Here is a 25,996-nt window from a genome sequence, read left to right on the forward strand (position 1 = left end):
TCACTGAAATCTGGCGGAGCGGACGGGGCTCGAACCCGCGACCCCCGGCGTGACAGGCCGGTATTCTAACCAACTGAACTACCGCTCCAAATTCGTTGTATTCGTGGCGGAGCGGACGGGGCTCGAACCCGCGACCCCCGGCGTGACAGGCCGGTATTCTAACCAACTGAACTACCGCTCCACGAAATACTGGGTACTACATCAACCTACAAGAAAGCCGAGACGACCAGGCTTCCCTCAGGAAGTTTTCTTTGCATGTCACTGCAACGAAGGCATTAGTTTACAGCATCTTTTAGCGCTTTACCAGCCTTAAATTTCGGAACCTTGGCAGCTTTAATCTTGATCGGTTCCTTGGTGCGCGGATCGCGGCCGGTGCGGGCGGCGCGATCGCCGACGGTGAAGGTGCCGAAGCCGACCAGGGTCACGCTGTCGTTGTTCTTCAGGGTGTTGGTCACCGCTTCGATCATCGCGTCCAATGCACGGGTGGCCGAGGCCTTCGTAATGTCCGCGGATTTCGCGATTTCTTCGATCAGTTCAGTCTTGTTCACTCGTATCCTCTAGTCGTTCTGACGCGGCGGCGCTGCGCCTTCCTGCAAAAAGTGCAAGCGCGTATTAAACAAGGGTGAATTGCTTCTGTCAAGCAACATTCACTGATGAATGGTTCAGTTGCGTGATTTGTTGGGTAGTGTGTGATGAACGGGATTCGGCGGCAGTGCCCCGGGGTGCTTGTTTCGAATGCGCAGCGTTCAACACGCGGGCATGCCCGCCCTACGGTGCACCACCGTTTCGATCAGAATGTCGTTAGCAGCCGCATAACGTAGGGCGGGCATGCCCGCGCGATGATCTGGCGCAGCCCAACAACAAAAAAAAGGCGCCCCGCAGGGCGCCTTTCATTCCATCACGAAGCGATCAGTGCTTGACCACCTCGCCCTGCCCTTCGGCAGTCGGGTTCGGCGTCACCGACACGGCCGGCACGTCGACCAGTGCTTCCGGCTGGCGTTCCAGCGCAACTTCCAGCACCTTCTCGATCCAGCGCACGGGCACGATCTCGAGCTTGTTCTTGACGTTGTCCGGAATCTCGGCCAAGTCCTTCACGTTCTGCTCGGGGATCAACACCGTCTTGATGCCGCCGCGGTGCGCCGCCAGCAGCTTTTCCTTCAGGCCGCCGATCGGCAGGACTTCGCCGCGCAGCGTGATCTCGCCCGTCATCGCCACGTCGGCGCGCACCGGAATTCCGGTGAAGGCCGACACCAGCGCCGTCGTCATGCCGATACCGGCGGACGGACCGTCCTTCGGCGTCGCACCCTCCGGCACGTGGATGTGGATGTCGTTCTTCTCGAAGGCTTCGGCCTTGATGCCGAAGCGCTGCGCACGCGAACGCACCACGGTGCGGGCCGCTTCGATCGATTCCTTCATCACGTCGCCCAGGGTACCGGTGCGGATGATGCCGCCCTTGCCCGGCACGTTCACGGCCTCGATCGTCAGCAGGTCGCCGCCGACTTCCGTCCAGGCCAGACCGACCACCTGGCCGACCTGGTTGTCCTTCTCGGCCACGCCGAAATCGTAGCGGCGCACGCCCAGGAACTTGTCGAGGTTCTTGTTGCTGACGACGACAGCCTTGTCCGACTTCTTCAGCAGCAGCATCTTGACGACCTTGCGGCAGATCTTCGAGATTTCACGCTCGAGCGAACGCACGCCGGCTTCGCGGGTGTAGTAGCGGATGATGTCGCGAATCGCCGACTCTTCCACCTTGATCTCGCCGTCCTGCAGGCCGTTCGCCTTGACCTGCTTCGGCAGCAGGTAGCGCTGCGCGATGCTGGTCTTCTCGTCTTCGGTATAACCCGACAGGCGGATGACTTCCATCCGGTCCAGCAGTGCCGGCGGGATGTTGAAGGAGTTCGAGGTCGCCACGAACATCACATCCGAGAGGTCGAAGTCGACTTCCAGGTAGTGATCCGAGAAGGTGTGGTTCTGTTCCGGATCGAGCACTTCCAGCAAGGCCGACGACGGATCGCCGCGGAAGTCCGCGCCCATCTTGTCGATCTCATCGAGCAGGAACAGCGGGTTGCGCACGCCGACTTTCGCCAGCGACTGCAGCACCTTGCCCGGCATCGAGCCGATGTAGGTACGGCGGTGGCCGCGGATCTCGGCTTCGTCGCGCACGCCGCCCAGGGCCATGCGCACGAACTTGCGGTTCGTGGCACGGGCGATCGACTGTCCGAGCGAGGTCTTACCAACGCCTGGAGGGCCCACGAAGCACAGGATCGGGGCTTTCAGCTTGTCGACGCGCTGTTGGACTGCAAGATACTCGAGGATGCGTTCCTTGATCTTCTCGAGGCCGTAATGCTCGGCTTCCAGCACCTTCTCGGCGTTCGACAGATCGTTGGTGACCTTCGACTTCTTCTTCCATGGCAGCGAGACCAGGGTGTCGATGTAGTTGCGCACGACGGTGGCTTCGGCCGACATCGGCGACATCAGCTTGAGCTTCTTGATCTCGGCGGTGGCCTTGTCGAGCGCTTCCTTCGGCATCTTGGCGGCGATGACTTTCTTCTCGAGCTCGTCGATGTCGGCGCCGTCTTCGCCCTCGCCCAGTTCCTTCTGGATGGCCTTGACCTGTTCGTTCAGGTAATACTCGCGCTGCGACTTTTCCATCTGGCGCTTGACGCGGCCGCGGATGCGCTTCTCGACCTGCAGGATGTCCAGTTCGCCTTCCAGCTGGCCGAGCAGGTGCTCGAGGCGCTTGGCGACGTTGAAGATTTCCAGGATGACCTGTTTTTGCTCGAGCTTCAGCGGCAGGTGCGCGGCGACGGTGTCGGCCAGGCGCCCGGCGTCATCGATGCCGGCCAGCGAGGCGAGGATCTCGGGCGGGATTTTCTTGTTCAGTTTGACGTACTGGTCGAACTGCTGGACGATCGCGCGGCGCATCGCCTCGACTTCGGAATCGTCGCCGATTTCCGAACGCAGCGGGGTCAGCTCGGCGACGAAATGCGTCGGCGCATCGCTGATGTGGTCGATGCGGGCGCGCTGGGAGCCTTCGACCAGCACCTTCACGGTGCCGTCGGGCAGTTTCAGCATTTGCAGGATATTCGCGACGCAACCGATCTCGTAGATGTCGGCGGCCGAAGGTTCGTCCTTGGCGGCCGCCTTCTGGGCGGCGAGCATGATGCTCTTGCCCTGCTCCATCGCGGCTTCAAGCGCCTTGATCGATTTCGGGCGGCCAACGAACAGGGGTATTACCATATGGGGAAATACGACCACGTCGCGCAACGGCAGCAGGGGCAGCGTCGTTTGCTCGGTTAATTTCGAAGTTGTCATGGTATACCTTATAAAAAGCGTGTAACGGATGTTGGGCGTACACGGTTAAAACTCAAGACCGTCCAAAATAATTTCTTCGAATAAAAAAAGTCGAAAATTTTTGGTAGCTAAGTGCAATCTGGACGTTCCAATAAAATCCCGATTTGAAATGAAAAAGCCACCACGCGACCGGAGTCACGAGTGGCTTTTCGATTGAAGCCGGATGCTTTTATTGAGGTAAATTGTACCGCCAAGCTCCCAGCGCACAAGTGGTTTTGTGGTTTCCGCGCGGATATTTTTTAATTTTCTCCGGACGCTTTTGCAGTTTCGCTATAAATGAGCAAAGGTTTCGCGCCATTCGTGATCGTATTTTCATCAACCACGACTTTCACGACGTTTTGCTGATTCGGCAATTCGTACATCACGTCGAGCAGCGCGTGTTCCAGGATGGAGCGCAGACCGCGTGCGCCGGTCTTGCGCGCCAATGCTTTTCTCGCAATGGCGTGCAATGCGGCTGGACGAATTTCCAGTTCGGCGCCTTCCATTTCCAGCAGTTTCGAATACTGCTTGATCAGCGCATTCTTCGGCTCGATCAGGATCTGGATCAGCGCTTCTTCCGTCAGCTCGTTCAGGGTAGCTACGACAGGCAGACGGCCGACAAGTTCCGGAATCAGACCGAACTTGATCAGGTCTTCCGGCTCGGCTTCCATCATGATCTCGCTGTTCGAACGCTGGGTGGCGCTCTTGACGCTGGCCGCGAAACCGATGCCGCCCTTTTCCGAACGGTTCTGGACAATCTTGGCCAGGCCGTCGAAGGCGCCGCCGCAGATGAACATGATGTTGGTCGTGTCGATCTGGACGAAGTCCTGGTTCGGGTGCTTGCGCCCGCCCTGCGGCGGCACCGAGGCCATCGTCCCTTCGATCAGCTTCAGCAGGGCCTGCTGCACGCCTTCGCCCGAGACGTCGCGGGTGATCGACGGATTGTCGGACTTGCGCGAGATCTTGTCGATTTCGTCGATATAGACGATGCCGCGCTGGGCCTTTTCGACTTCGTAGTTGCAGCTCTGCAGCAGCTTCTGGATGATGTTCTCGACGTCTTCGCCCACATAGCCCGCCTCGGTCAGCGTGGTGGCGTCGGCGATGACGAAGGGCACGTTCAGCATGCGCGCCAGGGTCTGGGCCAGCAGGGTCTTGCCCGAGCCGGTCGGGCCGACGAGCAGGATGTTGCTCTTGGCCAGCTCGACGTCATCCTTCTTGCCCAGGTGCTTGAGGCGCTTGTAGTGGTTGTACACCGCCACCGACAGGATGCGCTTGGCGGTCTGCTGCCCGATCACGTACTGGTCGAGCAGTTCGGCGATCTCGTGCGGCGTCGGCAGGTCGGACTTGGCGCCCGCCACCGACTCGACGTTCGATGTCTCGTCGCGGATGATGTCGTTGCACAGGTCGATGCACTCGTCGCAGATGAAGACCGATGGGCCTGCGATGAGTTTTTTGACCTCGTGCTGACTCTTGCCGCAGAACGAGCAGTACAGAAGCTTTTCGCCGCTGGAGGATTTTTTGTCAGACATGGGGGGCTTTGTCTCGTATGAAGTACTAAGAAAGAATAGAACGCAAGCAGCGTGAGCCGTGACGCTAGCATGTAGCGCGAGCATAACGCGAATGCGGGGCACGCGGCAATGCTCGCGTACACCACCATGCTACCCGAAATAAAAAACAAACGCCCGAACGTGTTTGCGCCCGGGCGTTATTTAAGCAACACCTGTGTGATGCCTCAAGCGCGCTTACGAGCGATTCGTCAACACCCTGTCGATTAGACCATACTCGACGGATTCCTCGGCCGACATGAAGCGGTCGCGGTCGGTATCCTTGTGGATCTGCTCGATCGTCTGGCCGGTATTGTCGGCCATGATGCGCGCCAGGCGCTCGCGCAGGTACAGGATTTCCTTGGCCTGGATCTCGATGTCCGAGGCCATGCCCTGCGAACCGCCCGACGGCTGGTGGATCATGACGCGCGAGTTCGGCAGCGAGAAACGCTTGCCCTTGGCGCCGGCGGCGAGCAGGAAGGCGCCCATCGAGGCGGCCAGACCCGTGCACAGCGTCGACACGTCGGGCTTGATGAAGTTCATCGTGTCGAAGATCGCGAGACCGGCCGAGACCGAGCCGCCCGGCGAGTTAATGTAGAGCGAGATGTCCTTGTCGGGATTCTCGCTCTCCAGGAACAGCATCTGGGCGACGATCAGGTTGGCCATTTGATCGTTGACAGGACCGACCAGGAAAATCACGCGTTCCTTGAGCAGACGCGAGTAAATGTCGTACGCGCGTTCGCCACGGCCGCTTTGCTCAACTACCATCGGCACGAGGCCGAGTGCTTGGGTGTCCAATGCCGGATTACGGTTCATACCTGTCTCGTTCCTTGTAAGTGGTGCTCGAAAAGGGGAAGCCCAAAACGCCGAGCCTACCCCGCCAATCAAGCCTGTGGGTTGCTGCCCATCAATTCGTCGAATGCGACGGCCTTGGAAGTGACCTTCGCCTTGCCAAGCACATAGTTAACGACGTTTTCTTCCAAAACAAGGGACTCCACCTCGCCCAGACGACGACGATCGCTGTAGTAGTACTTCAGCACTTCCTTCGGATCTTCGTAGCTCTGCGCGAAATCTTCGATCTGGGCCTTCACCTGCTCTTGCGTTGCCTGCAGGTTGTTCTCCGACACCAGTTGCGACAGGATCAGACCCAGGCGCACGCGGCGCTCGGCCTTCTCGGCAAACAGTTCGGTCGGGAACGGCATGTTCTTGACGTCCATGCCGCGCTGGGCCATGTCCTGGCGGGTCTGCTCGGCCAAGCGCTCGGAATCCTGCTGGATCATGACGGTCGGCACGTCCATCTCGGTGACCTTGACCAGGGCGTCCATCACGGCTTCCTTGTTGCGGGCCTTGACGCGGGCGTTGACTTCACGCTCCAGGTTGGTCTTGATGTCGGCGCGCATCTTTTCGATCGAACCGTCTTCGATGCCCAGCGACTTGGCGAACTCTTCGTCGACTTCCGGCATGTGCGCCCATTCCAGCTTCTTCAGCGTGATGGTGAACTCGGCGGTCTTGCCGGCGACGTCCTTGCCATGGTAATCCTCAGGGAAAGCCAGCGGGAAGGTCTTCGCTTCACCGACCTTCAGGCCGACGGTGGCGGCTTCGAATTCCGGCAGCATGCGGCCTTCGCCCAGCACGAAGGCGTAGTCTTCAGCCTTGCCGCCTGGGAACTCGACGCCGTCGATTACGCCGACGAAGTCGACGGTCACGCGGTCGCCATTGGCTGCGACCGGCTCGCCGCCGTCGCCGTGCTCGCCTGTCTCGCCCTTGGTGTGGTAGTGCACGCGCTGTTTGCGCAGGATGTCGATGGTCTTGTCGATCTCGGCGTCCGACACCTCGGCGGCCACGGTTTCGACTTCGACGTTCGAGAGGTCGCCGATGACGACTTCAGGGAAGACTTCGAAAGTGGCGTCGAAGGCCAGCATGCCTTCCGGCGCGTCTTCTTTCGGCTCGATTTTCGGGAAGCCGGCAACGCGCAGCTGGTTCTCGTTGGCTGCCTCGTTGAAGGCGCGACCGACGCGGTCGTTCAGCACGTCGGACTCGATCTGGTAGCCGTACTGGGCTGCGACCATTTTCAGAGGCACTTTGCCCGGACGGAAACCAGGCGCCTTGGCGGTCTTGGCCTGCTTCTTGAGGCGTTTTTCAACTTCCGAACGGACGTCGCTCAGCGGAAAAGTGATCGTCAAGCGACGCTCGAGTTTATCCAGGGTTTCGACTGCAGTTGCCATCGTAAAAATCGTCCAAAAAAATAATTATTCGTGGTGCGAGGAGGGGGACTCGAACCCCCACACCATTGCTGGCGTCAGGACCTAAACCTGGTGCGTCTACCAATTTCGCCATCCTCGCGCAGGATTGCATATTGCCACATAAACAAAGGGCGCCCGACAATGAAACCGGCCGCCCTTGCACTCCATTGTTTAGGGGCTACAACTTCAACCCGGTATTTTACTGGATTTTCTGACACTATAGGAGTGAATTTTCATTCGGTGCGGGCTTGGTCGGTATGCATATATCGGATGGCGTGATTATTGGCCAGCTGCACCGATATTCGAGGGCTGAACGCGGGCATGCCCGCCCTACGGTGCACCACCCCCCGTAGCAAGTTCACGGAACAGTGGCGTAACGTAGGGCGGGCATGCCCGCGTCCCGCCGCATGCGAATCGAAACGCCCCAAAACGTCTCAACGCACCGGCTTCTTCACCCTGAACCACGCCGCATACAAGGCCGGCAGGAACAGCAGGGTCAGTGCGGTCGCCACCAGCAAGCCCCCCATGATCGCCACCGCCATCGGCCCCCAGAACACCGAGCGCGACAGTGGAATCATGGCCAGCGCCGCCGCCGCCGCGGTCAGCAGAATCGGCCGGCAGCGGCGCACGGCGGCCTCGACGATCGCGTCCCAGGCCTCGGCGCCGGCGCGGATGTCCTGCTCGATCTGGTCGACCAGGATCACCGAGTTCCGGATGATCATCCCGAACAGCGCGATCACCCCCAGGTTGGCCACGAAACCGAAGGGACGATCGAGCACCAGCAGCGCCATCGCCGCCCCCGCCACGCCCAGCGGCCCGGTGAGGAATACCAGCAGTGCGCGCGAGAAGCTGTGCAGCTGGAGCATCAGCAGGGTGAAGACGATGAACAGCACCAGCGGCACGTTGGCCGTGATCGAGGCCTCGGCTTCCGAACTGTCGGCCGCCGCGCCTTCGAGCGTGATGCGGTAGCCGGCCGGCAGCCTGGCGCGCAGGTCGGCCAACTGCTCGGCCACCTGGCTCGATACGGTCGGCCCCTGGATGCCGGCCACGACGTCGGACTGCACCATGATCGCCCACTCGCGGCCCTCGCGCCAGATCACGCCCGGCTCCCAGACGAAGTCGACCCGCGCCACCTGTCCCAGGGTCACCGAGCGGCCGGAACTGGTCGGGATGTTCATGTCCTTCAGCACCGTGATGGTCGAGCGCTCCTCGATCGGCTGGCGCACGGCGATGTCGATCAGTTCGTTCGTTTCGCGGAACTGGCCGATGGTCGTGCCTGTCAAAACAGTCTGGACAGAGCGCCGCACAAGTTGCGAGGTGACGCCGAGCGCGCGCAGTTTGTCCTGGTCGAGATCGAGGCGCAGCACCTTCACCGACTCGTTCCAGTTGTCGTTGACGCCGACCGCGTTCGGATTCGCGCGCAGCACGTCCTTCACCTGGTCGGCCACGCCGCGCACGATGCCGATGTCCGGCCCTGCCACCTGGAACTGCACCGGATACGGCACCGGCGGCCCGTTCGGCAGCAGTTTTACGCGCCCGCGCACCTCGGGGAAGTCGTTGCGGAACACTTCTTCGATCTTGCCCTTGAGCGTTTCGCGGTGCGCCGCGTCGATTGGCAGCACGACGAATTGCGAGACGTTCGACTGCGGGAAGATCTGATCCAGCGGCAGATAGAAGCGCGGGCTGCCGGTGCCGACATAGCTGGTGATGCTTTCCACGCCCTCTTGTTTGCGCACGAAGGCTTCGAACTTCCTGGCCAGCGCTTCGTTGGCGGCAAAGCTCGTCCCCTCGGGCAGCCACATCTCGACCATCAGCTCCGGCCGGCTCGAATCCGGGAAGAACTGCTTCTCGATGAACTTGAAGCCGAACACGCCCAGCGCGAACACCAGCAGGCTGACCACGATCGTCGTCTTGCGGAACTCCACGCACCAGCTCACCACCCCGCGGAAGCGCCGGAAGCCCGGCGTATCGAAGACATCGTGCTCGGAATGCCCCTGTCCATGCGGGTTCACCTTCAGCAGGATGAAGCCGATATAGGGCGTAAAGGTGACGGCGACCACCCACGACACCAGCAGCGCGATCGCGTTCACCGAGAACATCGAGAAGGTGTATTCGCCCGCCGCCGATTTGGCCAGGCCGATCGGCAGGAAGCCGGCCGCCGTGATCAGGGTGCCGGTCAGCATCGGCATCGCGGTCGAGGTGTAGGCATAGGTGGCCGCCTCCAGGCGCGACAGGCCCTCCTCCATCTTGCGCACCATCATTTCGACCGCGATAATGGCGTCGTCCACCAGCAGGCCGAGGGCGATGATCAGGGCGCCCAGCGAGACCTTGTGCAGCGAGATGTCGAGCATGCGCATGAACAGGAAGGTAATCGCCAGCACCAGCGGAATGGTCAGCGCCACCACCAGGCCCGGACGCACGTCGAGCGAGAGTTTCGGCTTCGTGTGCAGGCCCAGCGCGAGGAAACTGACGGCCAGGACGATGAAGACCGCCTCGATCAGCGTGCGGATGAATTCGCTGACCGAGGCCGTGACGGCGCGCGGCTGATCCGACACGCGTTCGAGCTCGATCCCGACCGGCAGCTGGGCGCGGATGCGCTCGACCGTGCTCTCCAGCGATTCGCCCAGCTTGATGATGTTTCCGCCCTTTTCCATCGACACGCCCAGGCCGATCACCTCCTTGCCGTTGAAGCGCATCTTGTCCTGCGGCGGATCCTGGTAGGCGCGTTTGACGGTGGCGAAGTCGCCCAGGCGGAAGGTCGTGCTGCCCGCGCGCAGCTGCAGGTCTTCGAGTTCCTTCACGGTCTTGATGGCGCCGGTGACGCGCACCTGCAGGTTGTCGGTCGGCGTCACCAGTACCCCGGACGCCTCGACATTGTTCTGGGTGGCGAGCTGGTTGACGATCTGCTCGAAGGGCACGCCCAGCTGGGCGAACTTCTTGTTCGAAAAGAGAATGTTGATCTTCTCGTTCTGCACGCCGAACTGTTCGACCTTGGCCACCAGCGGCACCGCGAGCAGCTGCTGGCGCACGAAGTCGGCGTAGTCCTTCATCTCGGCATAGGTGAAGCCGTCGCCGGAGAGGGCGAAGATCGAGCCGTAGGTGTCGCCGAATTCGTCGTTGAAGAAGGGGCCGATCACGCCCTGCGGCAGGGTTCCTGCGATGTCACCGATTTTTTTTCGCACCTGGTACCAGGAATCGGGCACGTCCTTCGGCGGCGTCGATTCGCGCAATTCGACCAGGATGGTCGTTTCGCCCGGCTTGGAGAAGCTGCGGATCTTTTCGATGTACGGCGTTTCCTGCAGCTTGCGCTCGAGCTTGTCGGTGACCTGCTCGGCGATCTGGACGGCGGTCGCGCCTGGCCAGATGGCGCGCACGACCATCACGCGGAAGGTAAACGGCGGATCCTCGTCCTGCCCCAGCACGTTGTAGCCGAGGATACCGCCGATCAGCAAGGCGCCGATCAGGTAGCGCGTGAGGGGAATGTGTTCGAGCGCCCAGCGCGAGAGATTGAACCCTCTCATTTCGGCGCCCCAGCGCCGGATGCCGCGGCCTCGGTGTCGTCGCGGCGCGCCACGTCCGCGGTCAGGATGCGCACCTTCTGGCCCTGGCGCAGCAGGTTGACGCCGGCGGTGACGACGGTCTGGCCGGCTTTCACGCCCTCGCCCAACAATACGTCGTTGCCGGCCTGGCCGACGATCTTCACCGGCACGCGGCGCACGGCGCCGTTCTCGACCAGCCAGACGCCGGTCACGCCCTTCTCGTGGTGCAGCGCCGTCAGCGGCGCGCGCAGGCCGCCGCCGCCATCCTTCGACGCCACCTGCACCGCCGCCGTCATCCCCAGGCGCACGTTCGGGCTCGGCGGGATCGCGATCTTGGCGGTATAGGTGCGGGTCGCCGGATCGGCCACCGGCGAGACTTCGCGCACGCGGCCGGCAATCGCCGCGCCGGGCGCCGCCCACATCCGCACCGTCACCGAATTGGCCTTGCGCAGGTCGCCGACACGGTCTTCCGGAATGCCGATCACGACATCGAGTTCGTCGGTACGGGCCACGCGCACCACCGGGGTGCCGGCCGTGACCACCTGGCCGACCTCGGCGTCGATGCCGGTGACGACGCCGTCGATGTCGGACACGAGGCTGGCATAGCCCGCCTGGTTCGACTGGCCGCGGAAGGCCGCGCGCGCGGCGTCGGCTTCGGCCTGGGCCGCGCGCAGGGCGGCACGCTTGGTGTCGAGCACCGACTGGCTGACGAAATTCTTGGCGCGCAGTTCCTGGTAGCGCTTGTAGTCGGCGTTGGCGAGATCGCGGTTGGTCTCGGCCGCGCGCAGGCTGGCCTGGGCCTGGCTCGCGGCCAGCTTCAGATCCTGCGGATCGAGCTGCATCAGCGTTTGCCCCTGTGTCACGGCGCTGCCGACGTCGACCTCGCGCGCCGTGATCTTGCCGGCCACCCGGAAGCCCAGGCGCGATTCGATGCGCGGGCGCACCTCGCCCGAAAAATCGGCGCTGGCGCCCGCGGCGCCCTCCGTCAACACGGCGGCGCGCACCGGGCGCACCGGCTCCGGTTTCGCTTCCTCTTTCGAGCAGGCCGTCAGCAACAGCGCGCACAGGAGCAGGGCCGGCGCGGCCAGCCTGCGGTTCAGTCGGGTCGAAGTGGACACGGTGTTCTTCCTTGAATTCGTGGCATGGGACAGGTGCGGCGGCACGGCCGTCGTCAAGCTTGTCTGCGTCATTATCGGCATCATTATCAGCGCAATTCGGCCTACTCAAGCGCGGCAATTATAATGTTGCAAATACATTTCGCAAATGACCTACTGGTCATTTCAGTCGCATGGCCGTCGATCATTACGAAAACTTCCCCGTTGCCTCCATCCTCCTGCCGCGCCGCCTGGTGCCTGCCGTGGAAGCCATCTATGCCTTCGCGCGCGGCGCCGACGATGTCGCCGACGAGGGCGACGCCCTGCCCGCCGAACGCCTGGCCGGCCTGGCCGAGTACGAGGCCGCCCTCGACGACATTGCCGCCGGCCGCACCCCGAACCGCCCGATGTTCGTGCGCCTGGCCGGCGTCGTCGCCCGGCACGGATTGTCGCTGCAGCCGCTGCGCGACCTGCTCTCCGCCTTCCGCCAGGACGTGGTCACCACCCGCTACCCGGACTACGCCGCCCTGCTCGACTATTGCCGCCGCTCGGCCGATCCGGTCGGACGCCTGATGCTGGCCCTGTACGGCGTCGGCGGCGCGCCCAACCTGCGCGACGCCGACGCCATCTGCAGCGCCCTCCAGCTGATCAACTTCTGGCAGGACGTCGGCGTCGACATCGGCAAGGGCCGCATCTACCTGCCGCAGGAAGACCTGCAGCGCTTCGGGGTGACCGAGGCCGACATCGCGAACGGGACGGATACCCCGGCCTGGCGCGCCCTGATGGCCTTCGAGGTGGAGCGCGCACGGGCGCTGATGCTGTCCGGCGCGCCGCTGGCCACGCGCCTGCCCGGCCGCATCGGCTGGGAGCTGCGCCTGGTGATCCAGGGCGGCCTGCGCATCCTGGAGCGGATCGAAGCGGCGGATTACGACGTGTTCCGGCGCCGCCCGCAGCTGGGCAAGCCGGACTACCTGGTGATGGGCTGGCGCGCAATCCGGATGTAATTGGCTAAAAAGGCGGGCACAGCGGCCCGGCCATGGCGCGCATCGGCTAAGATAGCGGATTCGCATCGCCTAATATTGCCTTTTTTACATGTCTCCTGACGAATACTGCCAGCAAAAGACTGTCCAGAGCGGTTCCAGCTTCTATTACAGCTTCCTGTTCCTGCCGCCCGAGCGCCGCCGTGCGATCACGGCCCTGTACGCGTTCTGCCGCGAGGTGGACGATACGGTCGACGAAGCGACGGACGCCTCGCTCGCCCGCATCAAGCTGGCCTGGTGGCGCACCGAAGTGTCGACCATGTACAAGGGCACGCCGACGCACCCGGTGACCCAGGCCATGAAGCCCCACCTCGACGTCTACCACCTGGAAGAGCAGCACCTGCAGGCGATCATCGATGGCATGGAGATGGATCTCGACCAGAGCCGCTATCTGGACTATCCAGGCCTGCGCAAGTACTGCTGGCATGTCGCCGGCGTGGTCGGCATCCTCTCGGCCAGCATCTTCGGCTACGCCAATCCGCAGACCCTGGCCTATGCCGAGAAGCTGGGCCTGGCCTTCCAGCTTACCAACATCATCCGCGACGTCGGCGACGACGCGCGCCGCGGCCGCATCTACCTGCCCGTGAACGAGCTGCAGCAGTTCGGCGTGACGGCGGCCGACCTGATGAATGCGAAGCACAGCGAGAAGTTCGAGGCGCTGATGCGCTTTCAGACCGAACGCGCCCAGGCCATGTACGACGAGGCGCTGGCGCTGCTGCCGAAGGAAGACCGGCGCGCCCAGCGGCCCGGCCTGATGATGGCCGCCATTTACCGCACCCTGCTCGACGAGATCGCGCGCGACGGTTATCACGTGCTGAACCAGCGCATCTCGCTCACGCCCCTGCGCAAGCTCTGGCTGGCGTGGAAGACCTATGTCCGCAACTAAAGGAAGTGGCCTCGGCGTCGCCGTTGTCGGCGGCGGCTGGGCCGGTTGCGCGGCGGCGGTCGAACTGGCGCGGCGCGGCGCGCAAGTCACCCTGTTCGAGGCGGCGCGCACCCTGGGCGGACGCGCGCGCCAGGTCGAAGTCGACGGCCGCGTGCTCGACAACGGCCAGCACATCCTGCTCGGCGCCTACAAGCAAACCCTGGGACTGTTGAAGCGCGTCGGGGTCGAACCAGGCCAGGCGATCCTGCGCCTGCCGCTGCAGATGCGTTATCCGCCCGGCGCCGGCGGCATGGACTTGGTCGCGCCGCGCCTGCCCGCGCCCTGGCACATGCTGGTCGGCCTGCTGCGCGCCAAGGGCCTGGCTTACGAGGACAAGAAGGCGCTGGCGCAGTTCTCGAGCGCCGCCAAATGGATGGGCTGGCGGCTCGACACCGACGTCAGCGTCAGCACCCTGCTCGAGCGCTTCGGCCAGACCGAACGCGTGCAGCGCCTGATGTGGCATCCGCTCTGCCTCGCGGCCCTGAATACGGCGCCGGAGCGCGCCTCCGCCAATGTCTTCCTCGCCGTACTGCGCGACAGCCTGGGCGCCAGGCGATCCGCATCCGACATGCTGATTCCCCGCCTCGACCTGGGCGCCCTGTTCCCGCAGGCGGCCGGGCGTTACCTGGCGTCGAACGGCGGCAAGGTGCACCTGGGCGCCAAGGTGACGGCGCTGACGCCGGCGGCCGGAAAGTGGGAACTGGACGCGGCCGGCCAGGCCCTCGGCGGCGCCTGGCGCGGAGAATTCGATGCGGTCGTGCTGGCCACGCCGCCGGCGCAGACGGGCGCCCTGCTCGCGCCGCTGTCCGAAACCGCCGACCAGGCCGCGCAGCTGGCCGCCTTCGAGTACGAGCCGATCGCCACCTGCTACCTGCAATACGCCCCCGGCCTGCGCCTGCCCCATCCGCTGTACGCCCTGCTCGACGCCCCTGGCCAGGCACGCTTCGGCCAGTTCGTGTTCGACCGCGGCCAGCTCGACACCAACCAGGCCGGCCTGCTGGCGGTCGTGATCAGCGCCGCCGGCGCCGCCGCGGCGCTGGATCAGGAAGCACTCGCGCGCGCCTGCGCGGCCCAGCTGGGCGCCGCCTTCCCGGGCCTCGGACTCGACGCCCCGCAGTGGAGCCGGGTGATCACGGAAAAGCGCGCCACCTTCGCCTGCACCCCGGGCCTGGCGCGTCCGGCCAATGCCACCGCCCTGCCCGGCCTGGTGCTGGCCGGCGACTACACAGCCAGTGAAGGCGACGCGAACTACCCCGCCACCCTCGAGTCGGCCGTGCGCAGCGGCCAGGCCGCGGCCGCGGTCATCCTGCGTGGCGGCAGTTCAAGCGCCGGAAACGGCAGCTTGTCGCATGCCGCTGGCAAGAGACATGCCGGATCCGTACAGTAGTCCCATCGAATACCCTGCCACACTCACTGTTCACCGGACACCGCCATGACACCCCAACTCGGCCTGCGCACCCTGCTCCTGCTGGCCCTCGTCGCCGCCAGCACCCTGGTGCTGGTCGCTCCCGAACTCCTCGGCGCGCGCACCAACGCCACCGGCCCGGCGCTGCTGTCGATGCTCGCCGTCGGCCACGCTTGAACGATGGGCAAGCTCGACTACCTCGACGCGCTCAAGCGGGCCATGCTCGGCCTGCCGCCGGAGCTGCAGGCGAAGACCCTGGCTTGGTACGAGCAGCGCTTCGTCGACGGCATCGCCGCCGGGCAACCTGAAACAGAGATCGCGGCCGAGCTGGACGATCCAAAGAAGGTCGCCCTGACCCTGCGCGCCAACGCCCACATGAGCGCTTTCGCCCAGCAGAAGAACCCGGCCAACCTGGTGCGCCTGTTCGTCTCGGTGCTCGGCCTGTTGATCTTCAACCTGTTCATGGTGATCCCGGCCGCCGTCTTCGGTTCGCTCCTGGCCGCGCTCTACGCCTGCGCCTTTGCGCTCTACGTCGGCGGCATCGCGATCACCGCCACCGGCCTGGCCGGCGCCAACGAACTGGTGCTGGGCGGGCCGCTGCGCGAGATCATCAACGACATCGGCGGCGAGATCGGCAACGAGAACGTACGCACACGCGTGCGCATCGACGAAAGAGGGGTCGAGGTGAGCAGCGAAGCGGAAGCAGGCGGCGACGTGGACGGCGCGACCAGCCCACCCGTGGCCGTCGACGGCATCCGCATTTCGTCCGATATGGACGAGGAGTCGCGCGCGACGCAAACGGTGCTGGGGGTGTCGGCGGTGCTGGGCGGGATCGTGCTGTTCCTGGTGTCGATCGCCGTGACGCGCTACGCCGCCCTTGGCGTCAAGCGCTACCTGCAAATGAACATGTCGCTGCTGCGCGGCAGTTAATAGAGCTTACCCAAGTGAGCTTACCTGAGGAGAAGCGATGCGTTCCTACCTGCGCGTAGGCCTGGGCCTGCTGGTTCTCGCCTTCGTCCTGATCGGCCTGGCCTACGGCGCCCTGCGCGCCCAGGGTGGCAGCGCGCGCCTGGATGCGCGCATCGTCGGCGAAGAGACGCGCCAGGTCACGCGCCAGGTGCGCGCCGTGGAATTGAGCGGCCCGATCGACCTTACCCTGCGCTACGGCGCCCAGCCGGCCCTGACCGTGCGCGGCGAACAGCGACTGCTGGCGAATGTCGAAACGACCCAGAACGGCCGTGTGCTGAGCATCGGCACGCGCGGCATCGTGCTGCGCCACCGCCAGCCGATCGAAGTCGAACTCACCCTGCCCGCGCTCGAACGGGTCGGCGTCGACGGCAGCGGCGACACCCGCGTCAACGGCTTCTCGGGCGAGGCGATCGAAGTGGAGCTGAACGGTTCCGGCAGCCTCGATTTCAACGGCCGCTACCGCCAGGCGAAGGCGGTTGTGCACGGCACCGGGCAGCTGACGCTCGACGCCGGCAACGGCGACAGCGTCGAGGCCGAGCTGACCGGCTCCGGCACGATCGCGATCGCAGGCGCGGCGCGCAGCTTCCAGGCGATGTCGAACGGCTCCGGCACCCTCGACGCCCAGCGCCTGCGCGCCGAGAACGTCAAGGTGCGCCAGACCGGCTCCGGCAACGCCAGCGTGACGGCCAGCGCCGCCGTGGCGGCGGCCGTCAGCGGCAGCGGCGACGTCGACGTCCACGGCAATCCGCCCGAGCGCAGCGTCAGCCGCACCGGCAGCGGCGACGTGCATTTTCATCACTGAGTTCGATCACTGAGTTTGATCACTGAGTCCGGTCACTGAGGCTTCAGCAGCTCCAGCACGCCGCGCGCCGCGGCGCGGCCGCTGGCGAAGCAGGCCGTGAGCAGGTAGCCGCCGGTCGGCGCCTCCCAGTCGATCATCTCGCCCGCCACGAAGACCGTCGGTAGAGCGCGCAGCTGGCCATGTTCGTCCATGGATTCGAAACGCACGCCGCCGGCGCTGCTGATCGCCTCGTCGATCGGGCGCGGACGTTTCAATGTCAGGGGGAGCGCCTTGATGCTCGCGGCCAGGGTTTCCTCATCCAGGTAGTCCGCCTGCGCCAGGCATTCACGCAGCAGGCCCGCTTTCACCCCCTTGATCCCGAGCCGGCTTTGCAGGTGGCTCGACATCGAACGGGCGCCGCGCGGACGCGTCACCTCGGCAAATACCCGCGCCGCGTCGTGATCCGGCGCCAGATCCAGGCAGATGGTGGTCTCGCCGCCTGCAGCAATCTGGTCGCGCAGCACGCTCGACAGCGCGTACACCAGGCTGCCCTCGATGCCGCCGGCGGTGACCACGAACTGGCCCTGGCGCCGTGCGCGTTCTCCGCTGCGACCGGTGTATTCGATCGCCACCGTGGTGAGCGGCGCGCCCGCATGCTTCTCGCTGAAATGCGGCGTCCAGTCGACGTCGAAGCCGCAGTTGGCCGGCACCAGCGGCGCGACATCGACCCGGCGCGCTTCCAGCAGCGGCACCCAGGCGCCGTCCGAACCGAGGCGCGCCCAGCTGGCGCCGCCCAGGGCCAGCACGACCGCGTCGAAAGCGAGGGTGGTCTCGCCCACGGGCGTGGCGAAGCGCAGTGCCTCGCCGTCCCAGCCCAGCCAGCGGTGGCGCATGTGGAAGCGCACGCCGCTTTCGCGCAGCCGGTGCAGCCAGGCGCGCAGCAGGGGCGCGGCCTTCATGTCGGTCGGGAAGACGCGGCCCGAGGTGCCCACGAACGTGTCGATGCCGAGCCCATGGATCCAGGCGCGCACGTCGCCGGGCGTGAAGGCGGCAAGCCAGGCTTCGACCTCGCTGCTGCGCGCGCCGTAGCGGGCGACGAAGTCGGCATAGGACTCGGAATGGGTGATGTTCATGCCCCCCTTCCCGGCCAGCAGGAATTTGCGGGCTACCGAAGGCATGGCGTCGAAGACGTCGACCTCGGCGCCGCCCGCCGCCAGGACTTCGGCGGCCATCAGGCCGGCGGGGCCGCCGCCGATGACGGCGACGCGACGGGGTACGGGTACGGTAGAAGACATGCTGGCGACGATAAGGGAAGGACGCGCATTGTAGTGCAGAACACGCGGCCGAAGAAAATGTAAAGGGTACTTGACATCACTTTCGGCCTAGCCTACGATGTAAAGCATACTTTACAGTAAAGTTCACTTTACATCCAGGAGACCATCGTGCACGAAAAACGCAATGCAAAGATCTACATGCGGGAACTCTTCGGCGCCATCGCGCTGTACACCATCCTGCTGATGGCCGCGATCCGGTTCGGCCGGCCGATGGAAGCCGGCCTGCTGCGCACCGTCGTCCTGCTCAGCCCCATGCTGGGATTCGGCCTGGGCATCTGGGCCATCGCCCGCCAGATCCGGCGCGCCGACGAATATGTGCGCAAGCACCTGCTGGAAAACGTCTCGCTGGGCGCCGCCATCACGGCCGGCCTGACCTTCAGCTACGGCTTCCTCGAAACGGCCGGCTATCCGCGCCTGTCGATGTTCACCGTCTGGATCGTGCTCTGCCTGTCGGTGGTCGTGGTGCAGGTCGCGCGCAAGCTGCTCGACCGATGAACAACCACATCAAGGAATTGCGCGCCGAGCACGGCTGGAGCCAGGCCCACCTGGCCGAGCTGCTCGACGTGTCGCGCCAGACCGTGATCGCCATCGAGAACGGCCGCTACGACCCCAGCCTGCCGCTCGCCTTTGCGATTTCCCGCCTGTTTCAGCAACCGATCGAATCGATCTTCAACCCCGACCCGGAGCCAGTATGAAAGCATCCTTGTTGTTCACCCTGCTCGTCGCGAGCGCCGTGCCGGCGCTGGCCCAGACCGCCGCCCCTGCCCCCGCCACCCAGAACCGCTTCGCCGCCGTCACCGTCCTGCCCGAACGCCACTTCGAGCTGCAGGGCATGCTGGTCGAGCGCTACGGCAGCGGCAGGCAGGCGCTGATCCTGATCCCGGGCCTCGCCAGCGGCGGCTGGGTGTGGCAGGAGACGGTGCGCCAGTTCGCCGGCAGCCACACGGTGTATGTCGTCACGCTGCCCGGCTTCGACGGCCGCCCGGCGGTGGCGGGCGACCCGTTCGATGCGGCCAAGGCGGCGCTGACCCAGCTGATCGAATCGAACCGGCTGGTCAAGCCGGTGCTGGTCGGGCACAGCGTGGGCGCCACCCTGTCGATCGCCCTGGCCCAGGATCTGGGAAGCCGGATCGGCGGCGCGGTTGCCATCGACGGCCTGCCGGTATTCCCGCGCACCGAGGACACGCCGCCGGAGCAGCGCGGCGCCATGGCCGAGAATATGCGCCAGCGCATGGCGGCGGCCACGCCCCAGGCTTTCGCGGCCCAGCAGCGCCAGTACATGCGCACCATCGGCGTGGTCGACATGGGCAAGGCCGACGACCTTGCCCAGCTCACCGCGCGCAGCGACCCGGCCGCGGCCGCCGCCTATGTCGGCGCCGTCCTGGCGCGCGACCTGCGTGCCGGCCTGCCGAAGATCCAGGCGCCGGTCATGCTGATGGCGCCGACCTACGGCCCGGACGCCGCTGCGACGGGGATGTCCGCCGGCGAGAAGCTGGCGTATTATCGGGAACTGATGACCGGCACCCCCAAGCTGGAAGTCGTCCAGATAGACAACGCGCGCCACTTCGCCATGATCGACCAGCCTGGCGCGGTGCACGACGCCTTGCGCCGATTCCTGAAAACCCTGTAAAGGAGACACACCATGCCCCCACTGCGCCACTGGATCACGCAGTACCTGTTCGCCGTCGTCTCGATGTTCGCCCTGCTGACCATCATCGACCTGGCCAGCGGCGAGACATTCGAACGGGCCTGGCCGTCGGCTCTGGCCTGGGCGGCGGTCGCCTCGGCCTTGTTCATCGGCGCCCGCTACCGCAATACCAAGCGCGGGCTAGCCTGCGGCGTCTGCGACACGCTCGACCGGAAATAAGTTCCTTTTCTAGGAATCATCCTCCTTGACGCCCCCGAAGCCTGCCGTCCGCGGCAGGCGCGATACTCATCAGTTATTCACGGTGCATTTGTTAAGAAAACAAGATACTGCTTGACAAGCTTTATCGAAGGAATATTCTTGTAAGCACCTAATAGGTATAAAAAGCGAACGACGTTTGTCATCAGATAAATGCGATTCGCCCGGTAGTGTCGTTTTACTCATCTTGGAGGATGAATATGTCGTTGAAGACAGGGCCGATCCTGGCTCGTAGAACCCTGCTGGGCGCGATCGCGTCCAGTCCCCTGTGGCTCGGCAGCGCCTGGGCCGCATCGCAGTCGATGAAAATCTCGCACCAGTTCCCCGGCGGCAGCATCACGGAAGGCGACTTCCGCGACCGCCTGTGCCGCATGTTCGCCACCGATGTCGAAAAGCGCACCCGTGGCAGCCTGAAATTCTCGATCTACCCGAACGCCAGCCTGATGGCCCCGAACAACCAGTTTGCCGCCCTCAGGAAGGGAAGCCTGGAGCTGGCCCTGGTGCCGCTCTCGTATGCCGCGGCCGAGTCGCCGGAAGCGAACATCGGCCTGATGCCCGGCCTGGTGACGTCCTACGCGCAAGGCTACGGCTGGAAGAATGCCGAAGTCGGCAAGGAGCTGACCCGCATCCTGGCCGACCAGGGGCTGATGGTGATCAGCTGGATCTGGCAGGCCGGCGGCGTCGCTTCGCGCGGCGCGCCGATCGTTGCCCCCGAAGACGCGCGCGGCCTGAAGGTGCGCGGCGGCTCGCGCGAGATGGACCTGATCCTGCAGGAGGCGGGAGCGACCATCGTCAACGTGCCCTCGAACGAGATCCACAGCGCGATGAAGAGCGGCGCCCTCGACGCCGCCTTCACCTCGTCGACCTCGCTGATCTCCTTCCGCCTGCACGACGTTTCGCGCTCGCTCACCACGGCGCGCAGCGGCGGCTACTGGTTCATGCTCGAGCCGCTCCTGATGTCGAAGACCGTGTTCGACCGCCTGCACAAGGATCAGCAGGCGGCGATCCTGGCCGTCGGGGCCGACCTGGAAAAGTTCGCGCTGCGCATGGCGCAAGCGGACGATGCGGCGCTGGCCAACGTGTACGCCCGCACCGGCGCGCGCGTGGTCGACATGGATGGCGAGACCCTGCGCAAGTGGCAGGAGATGGCGCGCACGACCGCCTGGGCCGCCTTCGGCGCGCGCAATGAGAATTGCGCCAAGCTGCTGGCGCTGGCCGAGAAGTCGATCGCGGCCTTGTAAGGCGCAGGGTGGGCATGCGGGTTCATGCGGTCTCGATATACGGGCGACACGCCGTGGGCTCGGAGAGCCCACCCTACAACTTCACCCGCCGGTCACCGGCGGGAAGAATGCCACCTCACCACCCTCGCTCACCTCGGTCTCCGGCCCGCACATGACGTGGTTAAACGCCATGCGCAGCGCCCGCTCCTCGCCGAGGGCCGTTTCCCAGGCGCCGCCGCGGGCGATCAAGTGCGCGCGCACGGCGCCCACCGTGGTCACGTGCGCGGGCAGTTCGATGCGTTCGCTGGCGAGGCCCAGGGCTTCGCGCACGGACGCGAAAAATCGCAGTTCGATGTGCATGGTGTCAGTGCTGTAGTTCGGCGAAGGGAATGAAGCGCACGATGTCGCCTTCCTGGATGCTGCGTCCCGGCGGATTGTCGATCAGGCCGTCGCCCCAGACCGTGGAGGTGAGCACGCCCGAGCCCTGGTTCGGGAACAGGTCGAGGCCGCCGCCGGCGTTCAAGCGCGCGCGCAGGAACTCGTTGCGGCGGTCGGCCTTCGGCAGACTGAAATCGGCGCGCAGCTGCCAGGCGCGCGGCTCCACCGAACCCGTCACGCCCTGCAGGCGCAGGATGAAGGGCCGCACGAAGAGCAGGAAGGTGATGAAGCTCGAGACTGGATTGCCGGGCAGGCCGAGGAAGAACGCGCTTTTGCCATGCTCGCTCTCCCTGCGCACCTCACCGAAGGCAAGCGGCTTGCCCGGCTTGACCGCGATCTGCCACATGTTCAGCTGGCCCTCGGCTTCCACCGCCGGCTTGATATGGTCTTCCTCGCCCACCGAGACGCCGCCCGAAGTGATGATCAGGTCGTTCTCGCGCGCTGCGGCGCGTAGCGTATCGCGCGTGGCCTCGAGCGAATCGGGCACGATGCCGAAATCGGTAATCACGCAGCCGAGGTTCTCCAGCAGCGCGCGCAGGGTGAACCGGTTCGAGTTGTAGATCGCACCCGGCGCCAGCACGCCGCCCGGCGCTTCGCCCGGCATGGTCAGCTCGTCGCCGGTGAAGAAGACGGCCACGCGCAGGCGCCGCCGTACCGGCAGGGCCGCGAGTCCGACCGAGGCGGCCAGTCCCAGTTCCTGGCTGCGCAGGCGCGTGCCCGCCGGCAGGATGACGGCACCGGCCTGGATGTCCTCGCCGGTGCGGCGGATCCATTCGCCGCTTTTCGGCGTATGACGGATGGTGACGGTGTCGCCCGCCAGCTCGCACTGTTCCTGCATCACGACCGCGTCCGCCCCAAGCGGGATCATGGCGCCGGTGAAGATGCGGGCCGCGGTGCCGGGCTCCAGGGGTTCGCCCACATGGCCAGCCGGGATGCGCTGCGCCACGCGCAGGCTCGCGCCGCCGTTCACGCAATCCTGCGCACGCACGGCATAGCCGTCCATCGAGGTGTTGTCGGCCGAAGGCACATCGATGGTCGATGCCTGATCGGCAGCCAGCACGCGGCCGTTGGCTTCCAGCGTGGGTACCCGTTCGATGTCCTGCACCGGGCGCGCGGCGGCCAGCAGCGTGTCGAGCGCCTCGCGCACGGAGAGCATGGGGCGCGGCGCCGGTTTCTCGTTCGTTCCGTTCATGTTACAGCCCCGTATGCGCAGCGATGAAGGTCTTCATCTCGTCGACGTTCGGGCGCATCAGCACGAACTTCTGCGGCAGCGCTTCGATGTCCTCGAAGCCGGCGGGACGCTCCGCGTCGGTGCCGAGGGCTTCAAGGATGGTCTCGTTGAACTTCGCGGCCAGCGCGGTCTCCAGCACGATCATCGGCACGCCCGGCGCCATGTGTTCGCGTGCGACCTTGATGCCGTCGGCGGTATGGGTGTCGATCACGATGCCGTAGTCGTCGGCGACCATGCGGATGGTGTCGAGGCGGTCGGCGTGGGTCGAGCGGCCGGAGACGAAGCCGTAGTCGCCCACGCGCTTGAACTCGTCGCCGTCGGCGCCGGGGCCGCCGGAGAGGTCGAAGCCGCCGTGCGTCTCGACCTTGCGGAACAGCGCGTGGGTGCGTTCGCTGTCGCGGCCCACCAGGTCGTAGACGAAGCGCTCGAAGTTCGAGGCTTTCGAGATGTCCATCGACGGGCTGCTGGTGTGGAAGGTCTCGCTTGACTTGCGCACGCGGTAGACGCCGGTGCGGAAGAATTCGTCGAGCACGTCGTTCTCGTTGGTGGCGACCACCAGCTTGTCGATCGGCAGTCCCATCATGCGCGCGATGTGGCCGGCGCAGATGTTGCCGAAGTTCCCAGAGGGGACGGTGAACGACACCTTCTGCGCGTTGTCGCTCGTCGCGGCCAGATAGCCGCGGAAGTAATACACGACCTGCGCCACGACGCGCGCCCAGTTGATCGAGTTCACCGTGCCGATCTTGTGGCGCGCCTTGAAGGACAGGTCGTTCGAGACGGCCTTCACCAGATCCTGGCAGTCGTCGAATACGCCTTCGACGGCGATGTTGAAGATGTTCGGATCCTGCAGGCTGAACATCTGGGCGGTCTGGAAGGCGCTCATCTTCCCGCTCGGGGACAGCATGAACACGCGCACGCCGCGCTTGCCGCGCATCGCATATTCGGCGGCGCTGCCGGTGTCGCCCGAGGTGGCGCCGAAGATGTTGAGCTCCTCGTTGTCCTTCGCCAGCGCGTATTCGAACAGGTTGCCCAGCAACTGCATCGCCATGTCCTTGAAGGCGAGCGTGGGGCCGTTCGACAGCGCCTGCAGAATGAGCTTCTGTCCGCCCTCGTCTTCCAACGTGCGCAGCGGCGTGATGTCGGCGGCGTTCTCGCCGGCGCGCGCGTTGCGGTAGACCTCGGGGGTATAGGTTCTGGCGGTGAGCGCCTTCAGGTCGGCGTCCGGAATGTCGGTCGCGAATTTACGCAGGATCTCGTAGGCGAGTCCGGCGTACGAGAGTGTGCGCCAGGCGTTCAGTTCCTCGTGCGAGACGCGCGGGTATTCGGCCGGCATGAACAGGCCGCCGTCGGGCGCCAGGCCGCCGAGCAGGATGGTCGAGAAGGTTTCCGGATTGCGGGAAGCGGACGCGCTCGTTGCGCGGGTAGACACGTAGTGCATGTTTTGGATGATCCGGTAGGCTCGCGTTGATCTTTTATTATAGTGCGCGCGCCGGAATCATGTGTGCGGACGGGTTTGCGTTGTCAACGCGGGCATGCCTGCCCTACGCGATCGTGTGTCCCGTAGAGCGGGCATGCCCGCGTATATGTCCTCAACAAGCCGCGTGATTCACCGTCACCACATGAATCGCCAGGCCGCCCAGCGAGGTCTCCTTGTACTTCACCTGCATGTCCGCCCCCGTCTGGCGCATGGTCTCGATCACGTTGTCGAGGCTGACGAAGTGGGTGCCGTCGCCCTTCAGGGCCAGCGAGGCCGCCGTGATCGCCTTGATCGCGCCCATGCCGTTGCGCTCGATGCAGGGGATCTGCACCAGGCCGCCGATCGGGTCGCAGGTCATGCCGAGATGGTGTTCGATGCCGATTTCGGCAGCGTTCTCGATGCGCTCGTTCGAGCCGCCGAGCGCCGCCACCAGGCCGGCCGCCGCCATCGCACAGGCCACGCCGACCTCGCCCTGGCAGCCGACCTCGGCGCCCGAGATCGAGGCGTTCTTCTTGCACAGCATGCCGATGGCAGCGGAGGTCAACAGGAAATCGCGGATGCCCTTCACCGAATCCGTCGGACGGCAGTCCTCGGCGTAGTAGCGCAGCACCGCCGGGATGATGCCGGCCGCGCCGTTGGTCGGCGCCGTCACCACACGCCCGCCGGCCGCGTTCTCCTCGTTGACGGCCATCGCGTACAGCGTCACCTGGTGGGTCGCGTCGTGCGGCAGTTCGTTCACGCGCTTGCCTTCGATGCAGTGCGCCTGCTTCCAGAGCGTGGCCGCGCGCCGCTTGACGTTCAGGCCGCCCGGCAGCTGGCCGTGGGTCACCAGGCCGTGGTCGATACAGTCGCGCATCACGTGCCAGATGCGATCCAGGCCCGCATCGAGTTCGGCTTCGCTCATGCGCGCCAGCTCGTTCGCCCGCAACATGTGCGGGATCGAGAGACCGTGCGCGCTGCCCTGGGCCAGCAGCTCGGCCATGGTGGCGAACGGGAACGGCACCGGGGCGCCCGTCGTCTCGGCCGGCCGCTGGCTCTCGCCGGCCGCGGTGATGAAGCCGCCGCCGACCGAATAGAAGATCCGCTCGATCACGCTGCCGTCCGCAAGCTGCAGCACGAAGCGCATGCCGTTCGGGTGCTCGGGCAGGCTCGATTGCTTGTGCCAGACCAGGTTGGCGCGCATTGTGAACGGCACTTCCTTCGAACCGAGCAAACGCAGCACGCCGTCGAGCTCCGCTTCCGCCAGCTTGTCCTCGACCGTATCGGGGTCGATGTCCTGCGGGGTCTCGCCCATCAGGCCGAGCACGACGGCCTTGTCGGTCGCGTGGCCGACGCCGGTCAGCGCCAGCGAGCCATACAGGTGGGCTTCGACGCCGACTGCGCTGTCGAGCGGCCCGCATTCGAGCAGGAAGCGGCGCGCCGCCACCATCGGGCCCACGGTGTGCGAGCTCGATGGGCCGATACCGATCTTGAACAGATCGAAAACACTCATATCCATTGTTACTAGTCTCCTGGGCCCT

At 65.1% G+C, this 25,996-nt stretch carries 23 protein-coding genes and 3 tRNA genes; 11 read left to right on the plus strand and 15 right to left on the minus strand.

Annotation, left to right across the window (positions count from 1 at the left end; genetic code table 11):
- Positions 1 to 11 precede the first annotated feature (11 nt).
- The 10 genes from ASF77_RS05910 to ASF77_RS05955 form a co-directional block, all read right to left on the minus strand.
- Positions 12 to 88, minus strand: a tRNA-Asp gene (locus ASF77_RS05910).
- A 16-nt stretch (positions 89 to 104) separates the two neighbouring features.
- Positions 105 to 181 (minus strand) — tRNA-Asp (locus tag ASF77_RS05915).
- Between the two features lie 94 nt (positions 182 to 275).
- On the minus strand, positions 276 to 548 hold the full coding sequence (locus tag ASF77_RS05920) for an HU family DNA-binding protein (RefSeq protein ID WP_056335784.1): 273 nt from the start codon (positions 546 to 548) through the stop codon (positions 276 to 278).
- A 361-nt stretch (positions 549 to 909) separates the two neighbouring features.
- Positions 910 to 3,315 carry an endopeptidase La gene (lon, locus tag ASF77_RS05925; protein WP_056335787.1) on the minus strand — a complete coding sequence of 802 codons (2,406 nt, stop codon included), beginning with the start codon at positions 3,313 to 3,315 and terminating at the stop codon, positions 910 to 912.
- Between the two features lie 278 nt (positions 3,316 to 3,593).
- On the minus strand, positions 3,594 to 4,862 hold the full coding sequence (clpX, locus tag ASF77_RS05930) for an ATP-dependent Clp protease ATP-binding subunit ClpX (RefSeq protein ID WP_056335789.1): 1,269 nt from the start codon (positions 4,860 to 4,862) through the stop codon (positions 3,594 to 3,596).
- 213 nt (positions 4,863 to 5,075) lie between these two features.
- Entirely contained in the window at positions 5,076 to 5,693 is a 618-nt protein-coding gene (gene clpP / locus ASF77_RS05935; RefSeq protein WP_056335792.1) for an ATP-dependent Clp endopeptidase proteolytic subunit ClpP, read from the minus strand.
- 68 nt (positions 5,694 to 5,761) lie between these two features.
- A complete protein-coding gene (gene tig / locus ASF77_RS05940) occupies positions 5,762 to 7,102 on the minus strand; it encodes a trigger factor (RefSeq protein ID WP_056335796.1) in 1,341 nt (446 codons plus the stop codon).
- Positions 7,103 to 7,133: 31 nt separating this feature from the next.
- Positions 7,134 to 7,220: transfer RNA gene (locus ASF77_RS05945), tRNA-Leu, on the minus strand.
- 334 nt (positions 7,221 to 7,554) lie between these two features.
- A complete protein-coding gene (locus ASF77_RS05950) occupies positions 7,555 to 10,641 on the minus strand; it encodes an efflux RND transporter permease subunit (RefSeq protein ID WP_056335799.1) in 3,087 nt (1,028 codons plus the stop codon).
- The gene (locus ASF77_RS05955) at positions 10,638 to 11,777 is read right to left on the minus strand and encodes an efflux RND transporter periplasmic adaptor subunit (RefSeq protein ID WP_229445249.1); all 1,140 of its coding nucleotides are present in this window, start codon (positions 11,775 to 11,777) and stop codon (positions 10,638 to 10,640) included. Before ASF77_RS05955 ends, ASF77_RS05950 begins: the two co-directional genes overlap by 4 nt.
- 170 nt (positions 11,778 to 11,947) lie before the next feature.
- Between ASF77_RS05955 and hpnC the strand changes: the two genes are divergently transcribed.
- From hpnC to ASF77_RS05980, 6 genes are all read left to right on the plus strand, one after another.
- Complete coding sequence (gene hpnC, locus ASF77_RS05960) at positions 11,948 to 12,757, plus strand: squalene synthase HpnC (RefSeq protein WP_056335802.1); 810 nt, start codon at positions 11,948 to 11,950, stop codon at positions 12,755 to 12,757.
- Between the two features lie 88 nt (positions 12,758 to 12,845).
- A complete protein-coding gene (gene hpnD, locus ASF77_RS05965) occupies positions 12,846 to 13,679 on the plus strand; it encodes a presqualene diphosphate synthase HpnD (RefSeq protein ID WP_056335805.1) in 834 nt (277 codons plus the stop codon).
- Positions 13,666 to 15,105, plus strand: coding sequence for a hydroxysqualene dehydroxylase HpnE (gene hpnE / locus ASF77_RS05970; protein WP_056335809.1), 1,440 nt, complete (start codon positions 13,666 to 13,668; stop codon positions 15,103 to 15,105). Before hpnD ends, hpnE begins: the two co-directional genes overlap by 14 nt.
- 45 nt (positions 15,106 to 15,150) lie before the next feature.
- On the plus strand, positions 15,151 to 15,300 hold the full coding sequence (locus ASF77_RS24615; RefSeq protein ID WP_200934127.1) for a hypothetical protein: 150 nt from the start codon (positions 15,151 to 15,153) through the stop codon (positions 15,298 to 15,300).
- 3 nt (positions 15,301 to 15,303) lie between these two features.
- Positions 15,304 to 16,053, plus strand: a complete 750-nt coding sequence (locus tag ASF77_RS05975) for a DUF1700 domain-containing protein (RefSeq protein WP_056335812.1) — start codon at positions 15,304 to 15,306, stop codon at positions 16,051 to 16,053.
- 37 nt (positions 16,054 to 16,090) lie between these two features.
- Positions 16,091 to 16,894 carry a GIN domain-containing protein gene (locus ASF77_RS05980; RefSeq protein WP_056335815.1) on the plus strand — a complete coding sequence of 268 codons (804 nt, stop codon included), beginning with the start codon at positions 16,091 to 16,093 and terminating at the stop codon, positions 16,892 to 16,894.
- 32 nt (positions 16,895 to 16,926) lie between these two features.
- On the opposite strand, the gene ASF77_RS05985 is transcribed toward ASF77_RS05980, so the two are convergent.
- Positions 16,927 to 18,168 (minus strand): TIGR03862 family flavoprotein, encoded by a 1,242-nt coding sequence (locus tag ASF77_RS05985; protein WP_056335818.1) that lies wholly within the window; start codon positions 18,166 to 18,168, stop codon positions 16,927 to 16,929.
- Positions 18,169 to 18,315: 147 nt separating this feature from the next.
- Here ASF77_RS05985 and ASF77_RS05990 point away from each other — a divergent pair, with 147 nt between their 5' ends.
- The 5 genes from ASF77_RS05990 to dctP all read left to right on the plus strand — a co-directional run bounded on the left by ASF77_RS05990 (position 18,316) and on the right by dctP (position 21,351).
- Positions 18,316 to 18,702: a hypothetical protein gene (locus ASF77_RS05990; protein WP_229445251.1), complete on the plus strand. Its 387-nt coding sequence runs from the start codon at positions 18,316 to 18,318 to the stop codon at positions 18,700 to 18,702.
- Positions 18,699 to 18,902, plus strand: a complete 204-nt coding sequence (locus ASF77_RS05995) for a helix-turn-helix transcriptional regulator (RefSeq protein WP_056335821.1) — start codon at positions 18,699 to 18,701, stop codon at positions 18,900 to 18,902. Before ASF77_RS05990 ends, ASF77_RS05995 begins: the two co-directional genes overlap by 4 nt.
- Positions 18,899 to 19,837, plus strand: a complete 939-nt coding sequence (locus ASF77_RS06000) for an alpha/beta fold hydrolase (RefSeq protein WP_056335824.1) — start codon at positions 18,899 to 18,901, stop codon at positions 19,835 to 19,837. Before ASF77_RS05995 ends, ASF77_RS06000 begins: the two co-directional genes overlap by 4 nt.
- A gap of 12 nt (positions 19,838 to 19,849) precedes the next feature.
- The gene (locus ASF77_RS06005; protein ID WP_056335827.1) at positions 19,850 to 20,074 is read left to right on the plus strand and encodes a hypothetical protein; all 225 of its coding nucleotides are present in this window, start codon (positions 19,850 to 19,852) and stop codon (positions 20,072 to 20,074) included.
- Between the two features lie 236 nt (positions 20,075 to 20,310).
- Entirely contained in the window at positions 20,311 to 21,351 is a 1,041-nt protein-coding gene (gene dctP, locus ASF77_RS06010) for a TRAP transporter substrate-binding protein DctP (RefSeq protein ID WP_200934128.1), read from the plus strand.
- A gap of 81 nt (positions 21,352 to 21,432) precedes the next feature.
- Here the strand turns inward: dctP and moaD are convergent, their stop codons facing one another.
- The 4 genes from moaD to ASF77_RS06030 form a co-directional block, all read right to left on the minus strand.
- On the minus strand, positions 21,433 to 21,690 hold the full coding sequence (moaD, locus tag ASF77_RS06015; protein WP_056335830.1) for a molybdopterin converting factor subunit 1: 258 nt from the start codon (positions 21,688 to 21,690) through the stop codon (positions 21,433 to 21,435).
- 4 nt (positions 21,691 to 21,694) lie between these two features.
- A complete protein-coding gene (glp, locus tag ASF77_RS06020) occupies positions 21,695 to 22,924 on the minus strand; it encodes a gephyrin-like molybdotransferase Glp (RefSeq protein WP_056336475.1) in 1,230 nt (409 codons plus the stop codon).
- Positions 22,925 to 22,961: 37 nt separating this feature from the next.
- Positions 22,962 to 24,437, minus strand: coding sequence for a threonine synthase (gene thrC / locus ASF77_RS06025; protein ID WP_056335833.1), 1,476 nt, complete (start codon positions 24,435 to 24,437; stop codon positions 22,962 to 22,964).
- A gap of 151 nt (positions 24,438 to 24,588) precedes the next feature.
- Positions 24,589 to 25,974, minus strand: a complete 1,386-nt coding sequence (locus ASF77_RS06030) for an L-serine ammonia-lyase (RefSeq protein WP_056335836.1) — start codon at positions 25,972 to 25,974, stop codon at positions 24,589 to 24,591.
- Positions 25,975 to 25,996: the final 22 nt, after the last annotated feature.

Source organism: Massilia sp. Leaf139, assembly GCF_001424165.1.
Lineage (GTDB): Bacteria > Pseudomonadota > Gammaproteobacteria > Burkholderiales > Burkholderiaceae_D > Telluria.

What these genes read in the sequence shown, in the direction of transcription:
- clpP (WP_056335792.1), bottom strand. Translation starts at nt 5,693, where the DNA reads ATGAACCGTAATCCGGCATTGGACACCCAAGCACTCGGCCTCGTGCCG.
- ASF77_RS05995 (WP_056335821.1), top strand. Translation starts at nt 18,699, where the DNA reads ATGAACAACCACATCAAGGAATTGCGCGCCGAGCACGGCTGGAGCCAG.
- ASF77_RS05985 (WP_056335818.1), bottom strand. Translation starts at nt 18,168, where the DNA reads ATGTCTTCTACCGTACCCGTACCCCGTCGCGTCGCCGTCATCGGCGGC.
- ASF77_RS05975 (WP_056335812.1), top strand. Translation starts at nt 15,304, where the DNA reads ATGGGCAAGCTCGACTACCTCGACGCGCTCAAGCGGGCCATGCTCGGC.
- moaD (WP_056335830.1), bottom strand. Translation starts at nt 21,690, where the DNA reads ATGCACATCGAACTGCGATTTTTCGCGTCCGTGCGCGAAGCCCTGGGC.
- ASF77_RS06000 (WP_056335824.1), top strand. Translation starts at nt 18,899, where the DNA reads ATGAAAGCATCCTTGTTGTTCACCCTGCTCGTCGCGAGCGCCGTGCCG.
- ASF77_RS24615 (WP_200934127.1), top strand. Translation starts at nt 15,151, where the DNA reads ATGACACCCCAACTCGGCCTGCGCACCCTGCTCCTGCTGGCCCTCGTC.
- dctP (WP_200934128.1), top strand. Translation starts at nt 20,311, where the DNA reads ATGTCGTTGAAGACAGGGCCGATCCTGGCTCGTAGAACCCTGCTGGGC.
- clpX (WP_056335789.1), bottom strand. Translation starts at nt 4,862, where the DNA reads ATGTCTGACAAAAAATCCTCCAGCGGCGAAAAGCTTCTGTACTGCTCG.
- hpnE (WP_056335809.1), top strand. Translation starts at nt 13,666, where the DNA reads ATGTCCGCAACTAAAGGAAGTGGCCTCGGCGTCGCCGTTGTCGGCGGC.
- glp (WP_056336475.1), bottom strand. Translation starts at nt 22,924, where the DNA reads ATGCTCTCCGTGCGCGAGGCGCTCGACACGCTGCTGGCCGCCGCGCGC.
- hpnC (WP_056335802.1), top strand. Translation starts at nt 11,948, where the DNA reads ATGGCCGTCGATCATTACGAAAACTTCCCCGTTGCCTCCATCCTCCTG.
- ASF77_RS05950 (WP_056335799.1), bottom strand. Translation starts at nt 10,641, where the DNA reads ATGAGAGGGTTCAATCTCTCGCGCTGGGCGCTCGAACACATTCCCCTC.
- ASF77_RS06030 (WP_056335836.1), bottom strand. Translation starts at nt 25,974, where the DNA reads ATGGATATGAGTGTTTTCGATCTGTTCAAGATCGGTATCGGCCCATCG.
- ASF77_RS05980 (WP_056335815.1), top strand. Translation starts at nt 16,091, where the DNA reads ATGCGTTCCTACCTGCGCGTAGGCCTGGGCCTGCTGGTTCTCGCCTTC.
- thrC (WP_056335833.1), bottom strand. Translation starts at nt 24,437, where the DNA reads ATGCACTACGTGTCTACCCGCGCAACGAGCGCGTCCGCTTCCCGCAAT.
- lon (WP_056335787.1), bottom strand. Translation starts at nt 3,315, where the DNA reads ATGACAACTTCGAAATTAACCGAGCAAACGACGCTGCCCCTGCTGCCG.
- hpnD (WP_056335805.1), top strand. Translation starts at nt 12,846, where the DNA reads ATGTCTCCTGACGAATACTGCCAGCAAAAGACTGTCCAGAGCGGTTCC.
- ASF77_RS06005 (WP_056335827.1), top strand. Translation starts at nt 19,850, where the DNA reads ATGCCCCCACTGCGCCACTGGATCACGCAGTACCTGTTCGCCGTCGTC.
- tig (WP_056335796.1), bottom strand. Translation starts at nt 7,102, where the DNA reads ATGGCAACTGCAGTCGAAACCCTGGATAAACTCGAGCGTCGCTTGACG.